The organism is Mesorhizobium sp. BR1-1-16 (genome assembly GCF_020165495.1).
In the GTDB taxonomy this organism is placed as follows: Bacteria; Pseudomonadota; Alphaproteobacteria; order Rhizobiales; family Kaistiaceae; genus Kaistia.
The window spans coordinates 133703-150489 of sequence record NZ_JAIUIE010000005.1 but is presented as its reverse complement, the minus strand read 5'-3'; the positions used below and the strand labels follow the sequence as shown (position 1 = coordinate 150489).

Below are 16787 nucleotides of genomic sequence, written 5' to 3'. Positions count from 1 at the left end.
GCTGGACAGGCGATCATCACGCAGGCCGTTCATGCGGCTCTTGCTGTTGGCTGTCGGGGCGGCCGACCTCTCCGGAGCCCCGCAGCGATCGGCCCTTTCAGGCCTTCAGGAAAATCTCGATCACGGGAACGATGACGGGCGGCTTCCTGACCGGCAGCTCGAGCGTCAGCGAGTCGGAGCGGATTTCCATCTCCGTATTGCTCCAGAGCGTCAGCTCCGACGGCGGCAGCCACTTTACCTCGCTGCCGTCATGAAGGAACTGGGCATATTCCACCTTGCCGCCGCCGAGGCCATCGAGATGGATGTGGCGGAACGGCCAGTTGAAGATATGGAGATAGAGTCGATTGCCGTTTTGCGTGTACCGGCAGTCGCGCGGCGCCGGCAGCTTCGATTCCGTGGCGCCATAGATGCTGCGCCCGTTCACTGCCATCCAGTCGGCATAGACTTCGAGCGCTGCCTTGGCACGGTGGTCGAGCGTGCCGCGCGCGGTCGGCCCGACATTCATCAAGAGGTTGCCGCCCATCGCGACATTGTCGATGAGGAGCTGCACGAGCTGTTCCGGGCTCTTCCACGTGGCTTCGTCGCGGTGATAGCCCCAGGATCCCGACAGCGTATGGCAGGCTTCCCAGGTGACACGCTTGCCGTTCCGCTCGGGCCAGGCCCGCGGCACATATTGCTCGGGCGTCACGATGTCGGGCGGCAATCCGGCAAGGTCGAGCCGGTTGTTGATGATGATGTCCGGCTGCAATTCGCGCACGGTCCGAACCAGCGCCTCGCTCTCCCAGTCGAGATGGCCCTTGCCCTTGAGGCCGTTCAGTTCGCGCTGTGGATAGGAAAAGTCGAACCAGATGACGTCGATCTTGCCGAAGCCGGTCAGCAATTCGCGGACCTGGTCGCGCATATAGGCGGCATAGCGGCTGACGTCGCGGCCTTCATTGCGCTTTGCAGCGTCAGGCGCGTTGCGCTGAGGATGATGCGGGTCGATCGGGAAATCCGGATGGTGCCAGTCGATCAGCGAATAGTAGAAGCCGACCCGCAATCCTTCAGCCCTGACGGCATTGACGAAGGGCGTCAGCAAATCCTTGCCGTAGGGCGTATTGGTGACCTTGTAGTCCGTGTGCTTGCTATCCCAGAGGCAGAAGCCCTCATGGTGCTTCGTGGTCAGCACGACATATTTCATGCCAGCTGCCTTGGCGCGGCGCGCCCAGTCTACCGGGTCATAGAGATCGGGATCGAAATGCTCGAAATAGGTCTGGTAGTCCTCATCCCTGATCTGCTCGTAATTCTTGATCCACTCATGCCGGGCCGGCAGGGCATAAAGGCCCCAGTGAACAAACATCCCAAGCCGGTCATGCGTGAACCACGCCTTCTTGTCCTCCGGCAGGGCCAGAGACCGAAGATCGGACGCCATCGTCTCATCCTCCAACGCAGCCGTCGGCCGGCCCCGAATTCTGGGCCGCAAAGACGGCAGCCAAACCCTCCCGAACCGGCCCTTCGCAGGGGCGGTCCATCGAACGGTGGTTGCCGAACCGTTTCGACAAACTGAACTAAGCATCCAATGCCGAGCTTTGGCAATCCCCGAAAATGCAGCGCGGCGAACCTCGTATCTCTTCGCAATGCAGCACAAACAGTAGCATTTTGTGTGCGGTGCCGGCATGGACTAGTCTCTGGAACACTGGCAAAACGTCGATCGAAACGGTTCGAACCGAAGGGACAAGATGGCGACCATCCGTGATGTGGCGAAACGAGCCGGCGTTTCAATTTCGACCGTTTCCGCCGCCTTCAACGAGGGGAGGGTCAGTGACGAGACGAAGCGCCGTATCACCGATGCAGCGCGCGCGGTTGGCTATTCCCCCAACCTGCTGGCGCAGAGCCTGAAGAGCGGCCGCAGCCGCCTGATCGCGCTGGTCCCAGGCGACATCACCAATCCATTCTTCGGCAACTGGCTGACGGTCATCGAGAAACACGCGCTTGCCGCCAACCGGGCGATCATCGTCTCCAACACGCATGGAGTCGCGCGGGAGCAGACCGTTCTGGAGCTTCTGAAGGCGCAGCGCGTCGCCGGCATGCTGATAAACCCGCAAGGAACAGGCCCCGAATATCGCGCCTATCTGGAAGCCATCGACGTGCCGCTCGTCACCTTCGACCAGTTCGTCCCGGGCCTTGAGCGTGACTATGTCGGCACCGACAATGAACTCGCCGCCCGGATGTTGACCGAATACATGCTGCGTCTCGGCCATCGGCAGATCTGTTTCATCGGCGGCCAGCCGGGACTTTGGACGACGGAGCGTCGCCGCGAGGGCTTCGTTGCGGCGATGCATCAAGCCGGCCTGCCGATCGACGAGGATCTGATGCTGATCGCGAATTACGAGGGCGACGTCGCCTATCGTGAAACCACGCGGCTCTTGACCGGGCCGAAGCGCCCGACGGCGATCCTCGCGTCGAACAATGTCATGGCGCTCGGCGCGCTGCAGGCGATGATCGATCTCGGCTTCCGCTGTCCGCAGGACATTTCGCTGACAACCATCGACGACGTGCCGTGGATGGGTTTGGTCAAGCCGCGTCTGACTTTTGCGATCCAGCCTCTGCACGAGCTCGCGGCGGTCGCGATCAAATGGCTGCTCGAACGCATCGAGAGCCGTGATCAGGCCGCGATCCCGCCGCGGCGCATGATCTTGCCGCCGAAGATTATCCTCGGCGAGTCCTGCGCCGATCTGCGTGTGTGAGAAGCGGGCGCCGGCGGTTGCCTTCCAGCTACGATGTCTCGCGTTGCTGAGGGGCCGCGGGCGTCGCTACAAGTGGGCGCGCCTCCTCATGGCCCGATCCGACGTCGACGGCAGGCCCTGGACTGACGCTGCCCCGCATCACCAGCGTGCAGGGAACCACCAGACTGAGGCGGCTTTCAACGGGTTCGCCGAGCACCCTGTCCATGACCAGATCGGCGGCCTGACGGCCGAGCCCGGCGGTATCCTGCTGGATGGTCGACAGTGAAGGCGTCAGGAAGGGCGCGATCGCCGCGCCGTCGAAACCGAGAACCGACACGTCGCCCGGCACGCCGACGCCGGCATCGATGACCGTCTTGATGAAGCCGATGGCGGTATCGTCATTGGCGCAGATGACAGCGGTCGGCCGCTCGGCTGCGGGAATGGCGAGAAACGCCTCTCCCGCAGCCATGCCGCCGGTGAATTCGAAATCGCCCTGATGCAGCCTCAGCGCTGCGTCGGGCAGGCCGGCCGCGCCGAGCGCCGCGTGCACCCCGGCCAGCCGCTCGATCTCGTGATAATTGCCGAGGCGGCCGCGGATATAGAGAAAGCGCCGGTGGCCGCGCGCAATCAGCGCTGCCGTTCCCTCGATGATGGCGTCGCGATCGTTGCTGACGACGCTCGGGATGCCTTCACCCGAAAGATCGAAATGCAGCGAGACGATGGGCAGTCCCACATCGGCGAGGCTGCGCCCGTTCGCCGCCGGGATATCGGCCGCCATAAGAAGTACGCCGGCTACGGTGCCGCCCTGTGCGACCGCCAGAATATGCGCGTCGGTCTCCGCCGCGCGCGAGACATTGGCGATGAGCAGAGAGAATCCACGCGCGGTAAGGGTATGCGCCGTCGCCCTCAGCACTTCTGAGACGGTCTGCGACGCGCCGGTATAAATCTCTTCGGGCAGCACGATCATGATCGTTCGCGAGGTGCCGACGCGCAGGTTGCGTGCCGTTTGATTGGCCGTGTAGCCGAGCTTGCGCGCCGCCGCCTCGACCTTGAGCCGCGTCGGTTCCGCCACCCGGCCGGGAATGGTCAGCGCCCGGCTGACCGTCGATGTCGCGACGCCGGCTTCGCGTGCGACATCGGCGATGGAGGGGCCCGGCGCCCGGTTGTCCGTCTGTTTCGGCATCGGCTTCTCGTCGCGCCCTAGAGGGCTGAATTGTCACGAATCGTCACGACTCTATAGCGCTTCTCCCCGTCGCCGGCGCGTCGCACGGTCGCGACGCGATCGAGCCCCTTGCCGCTTCAGCTAAAGGTTTCCTTCCTTCAATTGTCCCGCGAGATTTCGGCAGGCGCGAACGGTCATCGCCATGATCGTCAGGGTCGTTCCAGCCACACCGCTGCCGGCGAAGGCGCTGGCGTCGGTGACGAGGAGATTGGGAACGTCCCAGCTCCGGTTCCAGCCATCGAGGACTGAGTCGGCGCGCGCGTTGCCCATCCGTGCGCCACCGCTCTCATGGATCGCGGCGCCCATGGCGATCGTCCGGCGGAAGAGTGCGCGGAAGGCCGTGCGGCTGAACAAGTCGGCATCCGGATAGGCGCCGCGGCCCTTTTCATTGAGTCCGAGCGGCGAGCCGACGAATTCGACTTCGCAGCCGGCGCCTTCGGCCGTCTCTTCGAGCGCCGCCATGGCGCGCTTCGCCGTTTCCGTATCGACCGGGCCCATCTTGCAGCGGATATGTGGGATCGGGATGCCCCAGCGATCCTTGCGGCCGGGATTGAGGGTGATGCGGTTCTCGGCGTCCGGCTCCATCGTGCTGAACCCGAAGAAGTTGAACCGCGACAGGCCCGAGGCTGAAGGCGGAATTCGACCGACTGACCCCTGGAATGCGTAGTCGCCGGTGCCGGAGACGCCGTCCGCGCCGATGAAGCGTGGCAGGAAGATGCCGCCCGATGGGCCGTAGAAGGGATCTGCCGGCGCGGTGTCGGCCGTGGCAGCGCCGCGCGCCGCCGGGAAGACCCCCGCCGCGACGATCGGTACCTGGTCCATGAAATAGCGACCAAGGGCCCCCGAACTGTTGGCGAGTCCGTTCGGATGGCTAGATGACGCTGAGTTCAGCAGCAGCCTTATGCTCTCGATCGGCGAGGCGCAGACGACGATTGAGCGGGCGCGCAGTGTCTCGGCCTGGCCGGTGCGCGCGTTGATGATCTCGGCCCCGATGGCCCGCGTGCCGCTCTCGTCGGTGAGGATCTTCCTGGCGATGGTGTCGTAGCGGATGACCAGTCGCCCGCTAGCGAGCGCATCGCGCATCGGCTGCAGCACGCGCGTCGGCTCCGGCCCGAGATAGCGCCAGGTGACGACGGGGCGCTCCGGCCATCGCGTTTCCACCGCCTGCTTGAACAGGCGTTCGGCCTCGGTCAGTTCCGACCGGTGCGCATAGATGCTGTCCGGCATGGTCGGTACGCCTTCGACCTGCCCATAGAGCTGCAGCACGCGCTCGACTTCCTCATAGAAGGGCACCAGAGCGCGGTAGTCGATCGGCCAGTCGACGCCCTTGCCCGTCCGGCTGCGCATCTTGAAGTCGTCATCGGTCCAACGCACCAGCACGCGGCCGAATGTGTGGGTCCGACCGCCAGCCTGGCGACCGCGAATCCAGAGAAAGGGCGCGTCCGGCGGCGTCGAATAGGGGTTTCGGCGATCATTGACGAAGAGGCGGCGCATCCGCCCGTCAAAGAAGGCGGCGCGGGCCTGGATGGCCTGCCCGAGCGCCGTCGCCTTGGCCCTCTGCCAAAGATTGATCTCCGTCTGGCGCGGATTTTTCGTTGCGTCGAAATGGGCAGGTCGGATTTCCGGTCCCGCCTCGAGCTGCACGACCGAAAGGCCCTGCGCAGTCAATTCGCGCGCAGCAAACATTCCGGCTGCTCCCGATCCGACCACCAGGGCGTCAAATTCGATATCCGCCATCGCGGCTTGCTCCATTCCGATGCGCTGCCGGCGTCCGAGGGCGGCCGGCGGAGTGAGACGGGATGGCCAGGAAACGGCGGCTTTACCGAAGCGCTACCGCCTATGGCTTGGGCACAAATCCCGCTTGCGTACAAAAAGAGCATATGCAATCAATGTAGGGATGGCAATCGATTGCCACGCTAATCTGGTCCACGGAAACAAGAAAATCAGCTGGCCGAAGGACCTGACCTGCATGCCTATCCCGGCTTCCAGACAGAGGGTTCCATGTTCATTGACCGCATCGTCCATTCTGCCGCCTTGCTAGCGGTGACGTCGCTTCCGGCCCTGCTCGCCGGCAGTGCGCTCGCCGCGCCGATCGACACCGCTCCCGCGACCGGGACGTTGCAGATCTGGATCGGCGGCGCCGAAGGCGACAAGCTCCCGGCCTTCCTCGCCGATTTCGAGAAGGCCAATCCCGATCTCAAGGTCCAGATCACCCAGATCCCCTCGGACCAGGCCGACGCCAAGCTGCTGACCGCCATCGCCGCCGGTACGGTGCCCGATGTCGTGCGCCTCTTTTCGCAGAGCCAGGCGAGCCTCATGGCGACGGGCGCTTTCGCGGCGGTCCCCGAGGGGCTGGTGAAGCCTGACGCTTTTTTTGCCAGCGCCTATGAGACGAATGTAAAGGATGGCGTCGCTTATGGCGTGCCGTGGGACGCCTATGCGACCACCTTCCAATATCGCAAGGATCTGGCGGACAAGGCCGGCCTCGCCGCGCCGAAGACCTGGGACGAGCTGAAGACCTTCGCCAAGGCGATGAAGACCCAGGGCGCGACTTGGGGCTTTTCCGCCGATGTCGGCTACGACATCTACAATGCCCAGGGTCTCAACGAATTCGTCCACCAGAACGGTGGCAGTTTCCTCAACGCCGACAAGACGGAGTGGACCATCAATTCCGAGGCCAATATCAAGGCGCTCGAATTCTGGGGCTCGCTCTTCACCGAAGGCCTCGCCTCCCCTGACGGCCCGAAATTCCTCGACACGGTGCCGTGGTTTACCTCTGGCGAGATCGCCAGCAAGGATATCGGGCCCTGGTTCGAGCAGTGGCTGGTGCAGGCCAACGGCCAGGATTGGGTCAACGCAAAGCTCGCCTCGGCGTTGATGCCGGCCGGTCCTTCGGGCAGCTTCTCCGCGCTCGGTTCGGGCAGCCTCGGCGTGCTCAAGGACGGCAAGAATCCGGATGCCGCCTGGAAGCTCGTGCGCTACCTGACGCAGCCGGACGTCCAGGTCGCCTGGTACAAGGCCTTTGGCAGCCTGCCGGCCGTCAAGGCCGCGTGGGATGATCCGGCAATCGCCGGCAATCCGTTGCTGGACGCCGAGCGTCAGGCTCTGCAGACGGCGGTCGACATCCCCCAGGTGCCCACCTGGAACCAGGTCGGCACCTATCTGGGCCAGCAGATGGAGCTCGTCGCGCGCGGCCAGGCATCGGCGAAGCAGGTTCTGGACGACGTCCAGTCATTTGCCGAGTCGGCTGGCCTCGGCAACTAGCCGTTTTCGCCGGCGCGGGGGTAAGCCGGGCGCGGGTCCACAGCAACTGCGTTCGAGGGTGAGCGCCGGCCGAACGCTTCCGCCGTCCGCTCACCCGTGGAGACTTTGCCTTGAGCCACGCGGATATCAGGCCCGACCCGTCGAATAGATGGCGATCCGCGACGGCATGGATCTTCGTCGCGCCCTTCCTTGTGATCTTTTTCGTGTTCACGGCGATCCCGGCGCTGATCGCGCTCATCTACAGCTTCACCGATATCGGTGTGGCGGATATCCGGCACCCGCTCTCGGTCAATTTCACCTTCTTCGCCACCTTCGCCCGCGTCCTCACCAATGCTGGGTTCCTGAAGTCGCTGGTCACGACCGGGATCTTCGTCGTCATCGGCGTGCCGCTGACCATGGCGATCGGCCTCGCGCTGGCCCTTGCCCTCAACAGCGGCATCAAGCGGCTGCGCGCCACCTATCGCGCGGCGTTCTATCTGCCGGTGATCACCAACATCGTCGCGGCCGCCGTCATCTGGCAATACGCGTTCACGCTGCGGGGGCCGGTGAACACTTTCCTGGCCTCACTCGGTCTGCAGGGGCCGAACTGGCTCGGCAACCCGGACATGGCCATCACCACCGTCATTTTGCTAACCACATGGCGCAATGTCGGGACCTGCATGGTGCTGTTCCTCGCGGGATTGCAGGGCATTCCCGGCGATGTCTACGAAGCTGCGGCGATCGACGGTGCCTCGGCGCGTCGCCGCTTCCTCCACATCACGCTGCCGCTGCTGAAGCCCGCGACGCTGCTGGTGACGGTGCTGATGACGGTCTCCTACATGAACATCTTCGACGAGCCCTACCTCCTCACCAAGGGCGGCCCGCTCGGCGCGACGCGCTCGGTGGCGCTCTGGGTCTATGAGCAGTTCGGCCATGGCAACATCGCCGCGGCGATGGCCGGCTCCTACGTGATGCTGGTCATCGTCGCCCTTCTCGGCCTGCTGCAGCTGCGCATGCTGAGGACCGCCTCATGACCAGCGAGGGCAATGTCCGCGGCGCGGCTCTTCTCTATACGGCGCTCACTCTGGTCGCGGCGCTGATGCTGCTGCCCTTTGCCTGGGTCTTCTTCGGCGCCTTCAAGTCGCAGGCGGAGATTCTCGCGGCGCCGGGCGCCTGGCTGCCGCGCAGCTTCACCGATTTCAGCAATTTCATCGAGCTTTTCGAGCGCCGGCAGTTCGGCACCTATCTCGGCAATTCGCTCGTCGTTTCCGGCCTCACGGTCATCTGCAACGTCTTCTTCTGCTCGCTCGCCGGCTATGCGCTCGCCAAGATCGCGTTCAGGGGCAGCCGGTTCGTTTTCGGCTGCGTGATCGCGGCGATGATGATCCCCTATATCGCGCTCTTCGTGCCGTCCTTCTTCATCATCGTGCAGATGGGCCTCCTGAACACGCTGACCGGCATCGTCCTGCCCATCGCCGTCATGCCGATCGGCGTCTTCATCATGCGCCAGTTCGCCCTCTCGGTGCCGAACGAGCTTCTCGAGGCGGCGCGGCTCGATGGCGCGGGCGAATTCCGCATCTTCTTCAGCATCTTCCTGCCCCTGGTCGGGCCGGCGATCGCCACCGTCGCCATCATCACCTTCCTCAATTCCTGGAACTATTTCCTCTGGCCGCTGATCGTCGCCCAGAACCAGGACACCTTCACGCTGCCCGTCGGTCTCGCCGTCGCCTCACAGGGCGCGAAATCGACCGAATACGGCCTGCTGCTTTCCGGCGCGATCGTCGTGCTGCTGCCGGTGCTGATCCTGTTCGTCTTCCTGCAGCGCTACTTCGTTCGCGGCATCGCCGCCACCGGGCTCAAATAGCCCCCAGTCCCCCCGAGAGGAAAACGCTCCATGACCGCCCTGTTCGCGACCGACATGATCACCTTCTACCACCCGGGCTTCTGGGGTCTCGGCACGATGGAGGAACTCGAAGCCTTCGCCTCGGCCAAGCCGGATGCCTTCTGGGACAAGGTGATGAACACCCTTTCGGAGGCAGGCGTCACCGCGATCGAGCTGACCTTTGGGCCCGCCAGCATCGACAATGTGCTGAAGGGGTTCGGCAGCGCCAAGGCGTTCCGCAGCGCGCTCGAAAGCCGCGGTCTCGCCGTCGTCAGCGCCTTCATGGCCGACGCGCCCTCCTGGACAGAAAACGCGGACCTCTCCGCCATCATTGCCGATGCGGAACGGCGGGCGGCGTTTGTGGGAGAGGCGGGCGGGTCGATCCTCGTGACGGGCCTCCCGATGCGGCGGACCGTCGGCGTCAAGCCGCCGCTCTTCATCGACGCGGCCTTTATGAGCCACGCTGCCGCCATCGCCCATGCCATCGGCGAGGCCGTCGCGGCCGAGGGAATCAAGCTCGCGGTTCACACCGAATCGAACAGCGCACTCTGGTATGAGCGCGATATCGATCTCTTCATGGCCTTCACGGACCCGCGCTATGTCGGGCTTTGCCCGGATTCGTGCCACATCACGCTTGGCGGCGGCGATCCGATCCGCGTGGCGCAGCGCCACAACCAGCGCATCATTCTTGCGCATTGGAAGGATGCCGTCGGGCCGATCACCGAGAATCTCGTGATCGACGCGACCATCTTCACGCAGCAGCAGCGCTTCATGGTCGATTTCGGTGCCGGCGTGGTCGACTGGAACGGCTGGTCCGATGCGATGCTGGCAACGCCGGGCAGTGCGACGGTGCTGCTCGAACTCGATGCCGCGCAGGATCCTGTCGCCGCGCTCGACGCCGGCCGGGCGGTCGTCGAACGCGCGCGCTCGTGATCGATTTCAGCGTCTGCATCGAACTCGCCTTCGGGGAAGGGGATCGTCCCTTCCCCGATCGCGTCATCGCCGCGGCGGATGCCGGATTTCGCGCCGTCGAGATCTGGGATTGGCGCGACAAACCGCTGGAAGCGCTCGCCAAGGCGCTCGATGGGACGGGCGTCAGGCTGCTCACGCTCTGCGCCGAGGACTGGCGCGACAAGTGCCAGCTCGCGGATCCGCAATCGCATGCGGCGTTCGTGCGCCGCGTTTTCGACACGGCGAAGGTCGCCTGCGACCTCGGCGTGCCGAAGATCGTCGTGCTCGCCGGGGATGTTGGTTCCGGCGACGATATCGCTGGACAGCGAGCCATCGCGTCCGAAGCGCTAGCGCGCGCGTCTGACGCGATCGCGAACCTGCCGGTCGAACTGCTCGTCGAGGTGGTCAATCGCGCATTCGAGGCGCCGAACGCGCTGCTGCCGGACTCGGCGAGCGCGCTCACACTGTTGCGGGCGCTCGATCGTCCGAATGTGCGATTTCTCTATGACCGTTATCACGCCATCCTGAACGGCGAGCCACTCGGATCGGCGATCGCGGCCGATATCGACCGGATCGGCCATATCCAGGCGGCCGACGTGCCGGGCCGTCATGAATTCGGCACCGGGACGCAGGACTGGGTCAGCGAACTGCGCTGGCTTGTCGATGCCGGCTATGACGGCCATGTCGGGATTGAGGCGACGCCGCTCGGCGAGAGCAGCCTCTTCTACAGCAGCGCCCGGTCACTGCTGAGCGAGGCTCTTGGCCAGCAATGACTGCGTCGGCGATCGTGCCGCTCGAGTCAGGTGTCGCGGCGGCCCGCCGTCAGCCCTGACTCTCTGCGTATTGCCTATTCCTGTCGAGGTGGGTTGCGACCACGCGCTTCGGCGCCATTGCGCGGGCGCTACCGGAGGCAGGGGGACGCGCGGCCCGCATCCGAACTCCCCCTGACAGCGGCCTCGGCTATCGAGCGTCGGGGTAATTGGACGGGAAGAGGGCGCGCCGGGTTGCCTCGTCATTGTCCCTCTTGAAGGGATGATCCTTGGCCACCGCACGGGCTCGTGCCGCGGCGGGGCGCGCATCGACCCGCTCGAAGAGGCGTTTCAGATGGGGGTATGGCGCCAGCGGATCGACCTCGCCCTTCAGGACGCGCGAGGCGCGGTCAAGCCAGCCCCATGCCGACATGTCGGCGATGGTGTAGCTCTCGCCGACGATGAAGTCGCGTCCGGCGAGATGATCGTCGAGCACGCGATAATGCCGCTCGGCCTCGCGCCGATAGCGGTTGACGGCATAGCCGAGGCCTTCGGGCGCGGCGAACTGGAAGTGGACGGACTGGCCGGAATAGGGGCCGAGGCCGGACGCGATGAAGAGCAGCCAGGACAGCAGTTCCGGCCGGTCAGCCGGCTTGCCGAGGAACTGGCCGCTTTTTTCAGCGAGATAGAGCAGGATCGCGGTCGAATCGAAGACGCGCGCCTCGCCGCCGTCCGGACCCTCGGTATCGACGATGGCTGGCACCTTGCCGTTCGGGTTGATGGCGCGGAAGGCCGGGCTGTGCTGCTCGCCTTTGCTGGTATCGACCGGCACGACTTCGTAGGGGATGCCGGCTTCCTCGAGGAGAAGCGCGACCTTCGCCGGGTTGGGCGAAGGGTGGAAATAGAAGCGGATCATGGATTTTCCTTCTGATCGCCGCCGCCCTGATGCAACGGCGCCGAATGCAGCTGCCGCACGCCTCGCTCCGGGCGAGGACGACACGCGTGCCGATCGGTGAACTCGACATCACGCGCTATCGGCTCAGTTTATCACCACACGATGTCAGCCCGGTAACTTGTCCGCGAGGACATCGCCCTTTCGGATCTGTGGGGGCGAGGCCAGCAACGTCTCGGCGTTCGCCATGAGGGCGGCGGCGACCTCTCCGGCGAGATGCGCGTTGCGGCCGGCTTCATCGTCGAAGGCGTCGAAGATGGCGAACCTGTCCGGGCCGAAACGCACCGCGAACCACGCGACGGTGCCGGCTTCGGCCTCGACCAGGCTGCGCGCGCTGGCGAGGAAGGCGGCGACTTCCTCTTCTTTGCCGGGACGGGCTTGAAGTTCGACATAAAGGGAAACGTTGGTCATGGAGCATCCTTTGCTTCAGGAACGCAGGGCGCGGCTTGGTCGCGCCATGCTGCAACAACTTGGACTTCCACCGTCATCCGGCAAGTCGCGGAGCGGGCTTGTGTGCGATTCGCCCGATGATGTGATCGAGCGAGATCCTGCCCGGGCCGTAAGCCATCAGTCCGAGCGCCATGGCGGCCCAGGTCAAATGGATCGGCCAGCCGTCGGGGACGGTGAGCTCGACGATCAGGGTCATGACCAGCAGTCCGAGCGCGGCAAAGCGCGTGCCGAGCCCGAGCACGAGAAGGATCGGCAGGACGATCTCGCCCGTGCCGGAGAGGAAGGCGACGACGGCGGGGGCAGGGAAGGGATAGGGCCCGCCTGGCAGATGCAGCATGAATTCATCGCTGAAGAGATAGACGGCGGTGTCGCTGAGCTGGAGGAACCCGTCCCATTTGAGGATGCCCGACCGCCAGAACGGAACAGCCAGAGCGAAGCGCACCACGAGCTGGACGAAGGAGGGTTGGGCAAATGCCCGTATCAGGGCGTCGGCCCGCTCAACGAGGGCGACGATGGGCCGGGTTCTTCTGTCGGCCGAGATGGGGTGATCCATGGATGTCATGACGGATTTCCAGGCGTGCAGGATGTGAAGGCGCCGGCTGTGATCATCGCGGCGACGCAGGCGCCGATATCGAAGGCGGGTTCGGCTTCGAGCGCGATGCCTGCGGCTTCGGCGAGTGGGCTGCGGTCGACGAGGGCCTTGAGGAAAAGAGCGGCGCCGGGCGGAAGGTGATGGACGAAGACATCGGCCTCCGGACGCGTGATCAATGCATCCTCGGCGAGGCTGGCATCGATGCGTTCGACCGGGCCGTCGCCGCGGTTGGCAGCAAAGATGGTGACGGCCGCATAGGGCGAGCGGACGATCCGCGTGGCCGGGTGCGGCGAGAACACGAGCTCCGCCAGCCGGTCGGGCGGAACCGACGCCAGGTCCCCGGCCTCGATCGGCTCGGCATCCGCCGCGTGATAGGCGTCGAGCCAGGCACGCTCGATGCGAGCCGTATCCGCGAGCCATGGCATCGAGCGGGCGTGCTCGTAGCGCGCGATGAAGGCGGCGAAGTCATGGCCGTATTCGAACAGCAGCGGGGAGGTTGGCGGCGTCTCGCGGATGTGGAAGCGCGCCATTGCCCGGAAGAAGTCCTCCCCTGTGATGCGCAGGACGGCGGGAAAGGTTGCCGCGAGCGCGTCGATGAGGCTGACCGTTACATTGTTGCGGTAGACATTGTAGCGCCGTGCGGCCTGCTTGCCGCCGGGGCCAGCCACGAGCGCGGGCGTCGGTTTGGCCGGGTCCGTCAGGGCGGCACAGAAAGCGCCCGCATAGGTGAGGCCGTCGGAATGCGACGGCCTTCCTTCGATCGCTTCAGGCTGCATGGCTTTGCTCCCGCCTGGTTGCGGCGCGTGCGCCCTCAAGCATGGTACGGGCAGCGGAGGCCTCGGCCTTCAGGATCGGCCAGTCCGGAATACTGCTGTCCCATTCGACGAGCGTGGGGATCGGCCCGCATCGGCCGATGATGATCCGGTAGAGCTTCCAGACCGCATCGCTGACCGGCCCGTCATGGCTGTCGATGAGAAGCAGATCGCCCTCGTCGTCGGCCTGTTCGGCGTGACCTGCCAGATGGATCTCGCCGACGCCCTCGAGCGGGAAGTCGGCAAGATAATCGAGCGCCGAGAAGCCGTGATTTGTGGCCGAGACGAAGACATTGTTGATGTCGAGCAACAGGCCGCAGCCCGTGCGCCGGGCAATGGCGCGGATGAAATCCGTCTCGCTCAGCGTCGATTCGGGGAAACGGACATAGGTCGAGGGGTTCTCGAGCAGGATCAGCCGCCCGATCGCTGCCTGGACCTCGTCGATATGCTCGCATACGCGGGCGAGCGTCGCCTCGGTATAGGGCAGCGGCAGCAGGTCGTTGAAGAAGGTCGTCTCATGTGTCGACCAGGCGAGATGCTCGGAGACGAGGGCCGGCTCATAGCGCTCGACGAGGGCCTGGAACCGTCCAAGATGCGTCTTGTCGATCGGGCCGGGGCCGCCGATCGACATGCAGACGCCGTGGAGGGACAGCGGATGGTCGCGGCGGATCGCTTCGAGCGCCCGATGCGGCGGGCCGCCAGCGCCCATATAGTTCTCGGCATGGACCTCGAAGAAGCCATCCTGCTGGCCCTCCTCGAGGATCGCCGCGAAATGCTCGGGCTTGAAGCTCGTGCCGGCGAGCCCGGCGATGGGATAGGCCGGAAAGCGGAGGGGACCCATGGCCGCCGGGGCCGGGATTTCGGTTATTGCGTTCATCGGGATCTCCGCCTTCCGGTCAATAGGCTCGGCTGTTTCTGATGGCGATCACATCGCCTTCAGGGTGCCGTGGCCGCCATTCGGCAGGACGATCGAGGTGCAGGTGCCGCCGTTGACGAACTTCCAGGCATTGCCCTGGAAATCGACCGTCGAGGTGCCCTGGCAGGTCGTGCCGGGACCGGCCGCGCAATCGTTCTGGCCCTTCAGCGCGACGCCGAAGCACTTTTCCTTGTGGGCGCCCATGGCGGCCTTGACCTCTGCCTTGGTCAGCGGGCCAGCCGCGGCCATCGAAGCAAGCGCGGTGGTGAGCGCACCGGCGAGGACGAGCGAGCTGACGGCGGTCTTTGCAAACATGAGATTCTCCGATTTGACGACTGTGTCGCGCCCCTGTTCAGGCGCACATCAGTGTTTCGGAGGGCGGCCAGCGCGTGTTACCGGCCGCTGTTTCACGACTGTGTGATCGCGACTGGACTGCTTCGGCTTGGCGGGCGGTCCAGTCTGGCAGGCGGCAATCGGCGACCACGCCTGCTCGTCGGACCAAACAGATGGAGGAATGCGGCTCGATCACATGGCGCAGATGATGAGCCAATGACGTCGCAGGCCCCCGGTTGGCGTGGCCGCAGCCGGGCCGATGGCGCTCCATCAAGCCGCGCTTCTCACCGAATGGGGGCGGTCACCTTGCTTGAGCCCGCCTCCGATCGCTCGCCTAAGTGGTCGGGATCGTGCCGCCATCGATGACAAATTCGGTCCCGCTGATCGCGCCCGCCCGTGACGACGCGACGAAGGCGATGAGGTCGGCGACTTCCTCGGGCCTGGCGGGGCGGCCGAGCGGGATGCCGCCGAGCGCATTCATGATGATGCGCTTGCCGCCGTCATAGTCGGTGCCTGCCTGCGCGGCGAGGCGGTGCACAAGCGCCGTTGCCGCTTCGGTCTCGACCCAGCCCGGCGAGATCCGGACGACCCGGATGCCCTTCGGCGTTACCTCCTTCGAGAGGCTCTTGCTGTAGGTCGACAGGGCCGCCTTGGCCGCGGCATAGGGCGTAGTCGAATCCGGCAGCGGCAACTGGTGCTGAATCGAGGTGACATGGACAATGACGCCCGAGCCGTTGGCGATCATGGTCGGGAGCAGGGCACGATCGATCCGCACCGCAGACATCAGATTGAGGTTCAGTTCTGATTGCCAAACCGCGTCGTCGGCGACTGCGAAGCCGCCCGCCGGCGCATCGGATCCGCCGAGCACGTTGACGATGATGTCGATGCCGCCGAGCCGCTCCAGCGCCTCGCTGGCGGCGATGGCGCATCCGTCGGCCGTCGTGAGATCGGCCACGATGTAATGAACCTTGTTCAAAGGCGTGACGGGGAGGCTGCGTGCCGTCGCAGCGATGTCGGCGCCCGCTGCGTGCAGCGTGGCCACGACGGCACCACCAATACCCTTGGTGCCCCCGGTCACCAGCGCGCGACGCCCTTCAAGGCCGAGATCGAAGTTCACGGGACGATCTCCAGGCGTTGGATCAGTTCGCCATCAAGCTCGAAGACGTAGCGCAGATCGACCGGGCTGCCGGGGAAATTGCCGGCGACACGGGCCGTTACCCGAACCGTCTTGCCGGCCTCGGTTAGTGCGTACGGATCGACGGAATAGTCGAACCGGGCCGAAGCATTGGCATTCCACTGACGGATTGCCTCGCGGCCGCGAAAGGTCTGGCGCTCGTCGACGATCGTCGCATCTTCGGTGAAGCATTGCGCCACGGCGTCGCTGTCCTTGTCGCGGTCAGCGGCGTAATAGTCGGCGATCGGCTGAGGGAAAGTGATCGTCATCTGATGTCCTCTGCGGTTGTTGTCGCACAGAGATCGGACTAGACTTACGAAATGGCAAGAACGCACGAAAAAGTAAGGAACCCACCCGAAAGTAAGGTTGGCATGTTCACGCGCGAAACCGCTGCCGAAGGTGTTGAGCAGGCGTTGAAGCTCTTGGAGGGCCGGTGGAAGCTGGTAATCCTGTTCCACCTGTTCGGCGGCCAGATCCTGCGCTTTTCCGACCTTGAGCGCGCGATTCCGGCTGTCTCGCAGAAGATGCTGATCCAGCAGCTTCGCCAGATGGAGAGTGACGGCATCGTCCGCCGCATCGTCCATCATCAGGTCCCGCCAAAGGTCGAGTATTGCCTCACGGATTGGGGGCAGGCGTTGTGCCCGGCTCTGGATGCGCTGCTTACCTGGGCGGCCCGTCGCGAGGAGATGACGGCCGCCGGCCCGGCGCCGTCCGCCTAGCCGTCGACCCAGGCGGTCTTGGGCAGGGTGATGAAGGCCCGAAGGCTTGGCTGAGCATGGGCCGGCATCACTGCCGAAGGGGCAGGA

18 protein-coding genes are annotated in these 16787 nt (G+C 64.9%); 7 read left to right on the top strand and 11 right to left on the bottom strand.

The features are described from left to right. Positions 1-97 precede the first annotated feature (97 nt). On the bottom strand, positions 98-1411 hold the full coding sequence (locus LB518_RS13305; RefSeq protein WP_224577998.1) for an alpha-L-fucosidase: 1314 nt from the start codon (positions 1409-1411) through the stop codon (positions 98-100). Between the two features lie 307 nt (positions 1412-1718). On the opposite strand from LB518_RS13305, the gene LB518_RS13300 reads away from it, so the two are divergent. Beyond that, the gene (locus LB518_RS13300; RefSeq protein ID WP_224577997.1) at positions 1719-2726 is read left to right on the top strand and encodes a LacI family DNA-binding transcriptional regulator; all 1008 of its coding nucleotides are present in this window, start codon (positions 1719-1721) and stop codon (positions 2724-2726) included. A gap of 28 nt (positions 2727-2754) precedes the next feature. Here the strand turns inward: LB518_RS13300 and LB518_RS13295 are convergent, their stop codons facing one another. Together LB518_RS13295 and LB518_RS13290 are read right to left on the bottom strand one after the other, a co-directional pair. Next, positions 2755-3888, bottom strand: a complete 1134-nt coding sequence (locus LB518_RS13295; RefSeq protein ID WP_224577996.1) for a LacI family DNA-binding transcriptional regulator — start codon at positions 3886-3888, stop codon at positions 2755-2757. A gap of 120 nt (positions 3889-4008) precedes the next feature. After that, a complete protein-coding gene (locus LB518_RS13290) occupies positions 4009-5664 on the bottom strand; it encodes a GMC oxidoreductase (protein WP_224577995.1) in 1656 nt (551 codons plus the stop codon). 264 nt (positions 5665-5928) lie between these two features. Between LB518_RS13290 and LB518_RS13285 the strand changes: the two genes are divergently transcribed. The 5 genes from LB518_RS13285 to LB518_RS13265 all read left to right on the top strand — a co-directional run bounded on the left by LB518_RS13285 (position 5929) and on the right by LB518_RS13265 (position 10776). Beyond that, positions 5929-7191, top strand: a complete 1263-nt coding sequence (locus LB518_RS13285) for an extracellular solute-binding protein (RefSeq protein ID WP_224577994.1) — start codon at positions 5929-5931, stop codon at positions 7189-7191. 110 nt (positions 7192-7301) lie between these two features. After that, positions 7302-8204 carry a carbohydrate ABC transporter permease gene (locus LB518_RS13280; RefSeq protein ID WP_224577993.1) on the top strand — a complete coding sequence of 301 codons (903 nt, stop codon included), beginning with the start codon at positions 7302-7304 and terminating at the stop codon, positions 8202-8204. Then, positions 8201-9034: a carbohydrate ABC transporter permease gene (locus LB518_RS13275; RefSeq protein ID WP_224577992.1), complete on the top strand. Its 834-nt coding sequence runs from the start codon at positions 8201-8203 to the stop codon at positions 9032-9034. The genes LB518_RS13280 and LB518_RS13275 overlap by 4 nt, the downstream gene beginning before the upstream one ends. Positions 9035-9064: 30 nt before the next feature. Then, positions 9065-9985, top strand: a complete 921-nt coding sequence (locus tag LB518_RS13270; protein WP_224577991.1) for a sugar phosphate isomerase/epimerase family protein — start codon at positions 9065-9067, stop codon at positions 9983-9985. Further along, positions 9982-10776, top strand: coding sequence for a TIM barrel protein (locus LB518_RS13265; protein ID WP_224577990.1), 795 nt, complete (start codon positions 9982-9984; stop codon positions 10774-10776). The genes LB518_RS13270 and LB518_RS13265 overlap by 4 nt, the downstream gene beginning before the upstream one ends. 187 nt (positions 10777-10963) lie before the next feature. Here LB518_RS13265 and LB518_RS13260 read toward each other — a convergent pair whose 3' ends face one another. From LB518_RS13260 to LB518_RS13225, 8 genes are all read right to left on the bottom strand, one after another. Then, on the bottom strand, positions 10964-11668 hold the full coding sequence (locus tag LB518_RS13260) for a glutathione S-transferase family protein (protein ID WP_224577989.1): 705 nt from the start codon (positions 11666-11668) through the stop codon (positions 10964-10966). Positions 11669-11812: 144 nt separating this feature from the next. Next, the gene (locus LB518_RS13255; RefSeq protein ID WP_224577988.1) at positions 11813-12115 is read right to left on the bottom strand and encodes a putative quinol monooxygenase; all 303 of its coding nucleotides are present in this window, start codon (positions 12113-12115) and stop codon (positions 11813-11815) included. Between the two features lie 73 nt (positions 12116-12188). Then, positions 12189-12716: a DoxX family protein gene (locus tag LB518_RS13250; RefSeq protein WP_224577987.1), complete on the bottom strand. Its 528-nt coding sequence runs from the start codon at positions 12714-12716 to the stop codon at positions 12189-12191. After that, positions 12713-13522, bottom strand: a complete 810-nt coding sequence (locus tag LB518_RS13245) for an HvfC/BufC N-terminal domain-containing protein (protein WP_224577986.1) — start codon at positions 13520-13522, stop codon at positions 12713-12715. Before LB518_RS13245 ends, LB518_RS13250 begins: the two co-directional genes overlap by 4 nt. Next, positions 13512-14435 carry an MNIO family bufferin maturase gene (bufB, locus tag LB518_RS13240; RefSeq protein ID WP_224577985.1) on the bottom strand — a complete coding sequence of 308 codons (924 nt, stop codon included), beginning with the start codon at positions 14433-14435 and terminating at the stop codon, positions 13512-13514. The genes LB518_RS13245 and bufB overlap by 11 nt, the downstream gene beginning before the upstream one ends. Before the next feature lie 48 nt (positions 14436-14483). Further along, positions 14484-14789, bottom strand: a complete 306-nt coding sequence (locus LB518_RS13235) for a BufA1 family periplasmic bufferin-type metallophore (protein ID WP_224577984.1) — start codon at positions 14787-14789, stop codon at positions 14484-14486. 352 nt (positions 14790-15141) lie between these two features. Then, positions 15142-15924, bottom strand: coding sequence for an SDR family oxidoreductase (locus tag LB518_RS13230; protein ID WP_224577983.1), 783 nt, complete (start codon positions 15922-15924; stop codon positions 15142-15144). After that, a complete protein-coding gene (locus LB518_RS13225) occupies positions 15921-16250 on the bottom strand; it encodes a nuclear transport factor 2 family protein (protein WP_224577982.1) in 330 nt (109 codons plus the stop codon). Before LB518_RS13225 ends, LB518_RS13230 begins: the two co-directional genes overlap by 4 nt. A gap of 51 nt (positions 16251-16301) precedes the next feature. Between LB518_RS13225 and LB518_RS13220 the strand changes: the two genes are divergently transcribed. Beyond that, the gene (locus tag LB518_RS13220; protein WP_502845829.1) at positions 16302-16700 is read left to right on the top strand and encodes a winged helix-turn-helix transcriptional regulator; all 399 of its coding nucleotides are present in this window, start codon (positions 16302-16304) and stop codon (positions 16698-16700) included. Positions 16701-16787 lie beyond the last annotated feature (87 nt).

Excerpts from the sequence above, each read along its gene's own strand:
- LB518_RS13305 (WP_224577998.1), bottom strand. The coding sequence starts at position 1,411 with ATGGCGTCCGATCTTCGGTCTCTGGCCCTGCCGGAGGACAAGAAGGCG.
- LB518_RS13300 (WP_224577997.1), top strand. The coding sequence starts at position 1,719 with ATGGCGACCATCCGTGATGTGGCGAAACGAGCCGGCGTTTCAATTTCG.
- LB518_RS13295 (WP_224577996.1), bottom strand. The coding sequence starts at position 3,888 with ATGCCGAAACAGACGGACAACCGGGCGCCGGGCCCCTCCATCGCCGAT.
- LB518_RS13290 (WP_224577995.1), bottom strand. The coding sequence starts at position 5,664 with ATGGCGGATATCGAATTTGACGCCCTGGTGGTCGGATCGGGAGCAGCC.
- LB518_RS13285 (WP_224577994.1), top strand. The coding sequence starts at position 5,929 with ATGTTCATTGACCGCATCGTCCATTCTGCCGCCTTGCTAGCGGTGACG.
- LB518_RS13275 (WP_224577992.1), top strand. The coding sequence starts at position 8,201 with ATGACCAGCGAGGGCAATGTCCGCGGCGCGGCTCTTCTCTATACGGCG.
- LB518_RS13270 (WP_224577991.1), top strand. The coding sequence starts at position 9,065 with ATGACCGCCCTGTTCGCGACCGACATGATCACCTTCTACCACCCGGGC.
- LB518_RS13260 (WP_224577989.1), bottom strand. The coding sequence starts at position 11,668 with ATGATCCGCTTCTATTTCCACCCTTCGCCCAACCCGGCGAAGGTCGCG.
- LB518_RS13255 (WP_224577988.1), bottom strand. The coding sequence starts at position 12,115 with ATGACCAACGTTTCCCTTTATGTCGAACTTCAAGCCCGTCCCGGCAAA.
- LB518_RS13250 (WP_224577987.1), bottom strand. The coding sequence starts at position 12,716 with ATGACATCCATGGATCACCCCATCTCGGCCGACAGAAGAACCCGGCCC.
- LB518_RS13245 (WP_224577986.1), bottom strand. The coding sequence starts at position 13,522 with ATGCAGCCTGAAGCGATCGAAGGAAGGCCGTCGCATTCCGACGGCCTC.
- bufB (WP_224577985.1), bottom strand. The coding sequence starts at position 14,435 with ATGAACGCAATAACCGAAATCCCGGCCCCGGCGGCCATGGGTCCCCTC.
- LB518_RS13235 (WP_224577984.1), bottom strand. The coding sequence starts at position 14,789 with ATGTTTGCAAAGACCGCCGTCAGCTCGCTCGTCCTCGCCGGTGCGCTC.
- LB518_RS13225 (WP_224577982.1), bottom strand. The coding sequence starts at position 16,250 with ATGACGATCACTTTCCCTCAGCCGATCGCCGACTATTACGCCGCTGAC.
- LB518_RS13220 (WP_502845829.1), top strand. The coding sequence starts at position 16,302 with ATGGCAAGAACGCACGAAAAAGTAAGGAACCCACCCGAAAGTAAGGTT.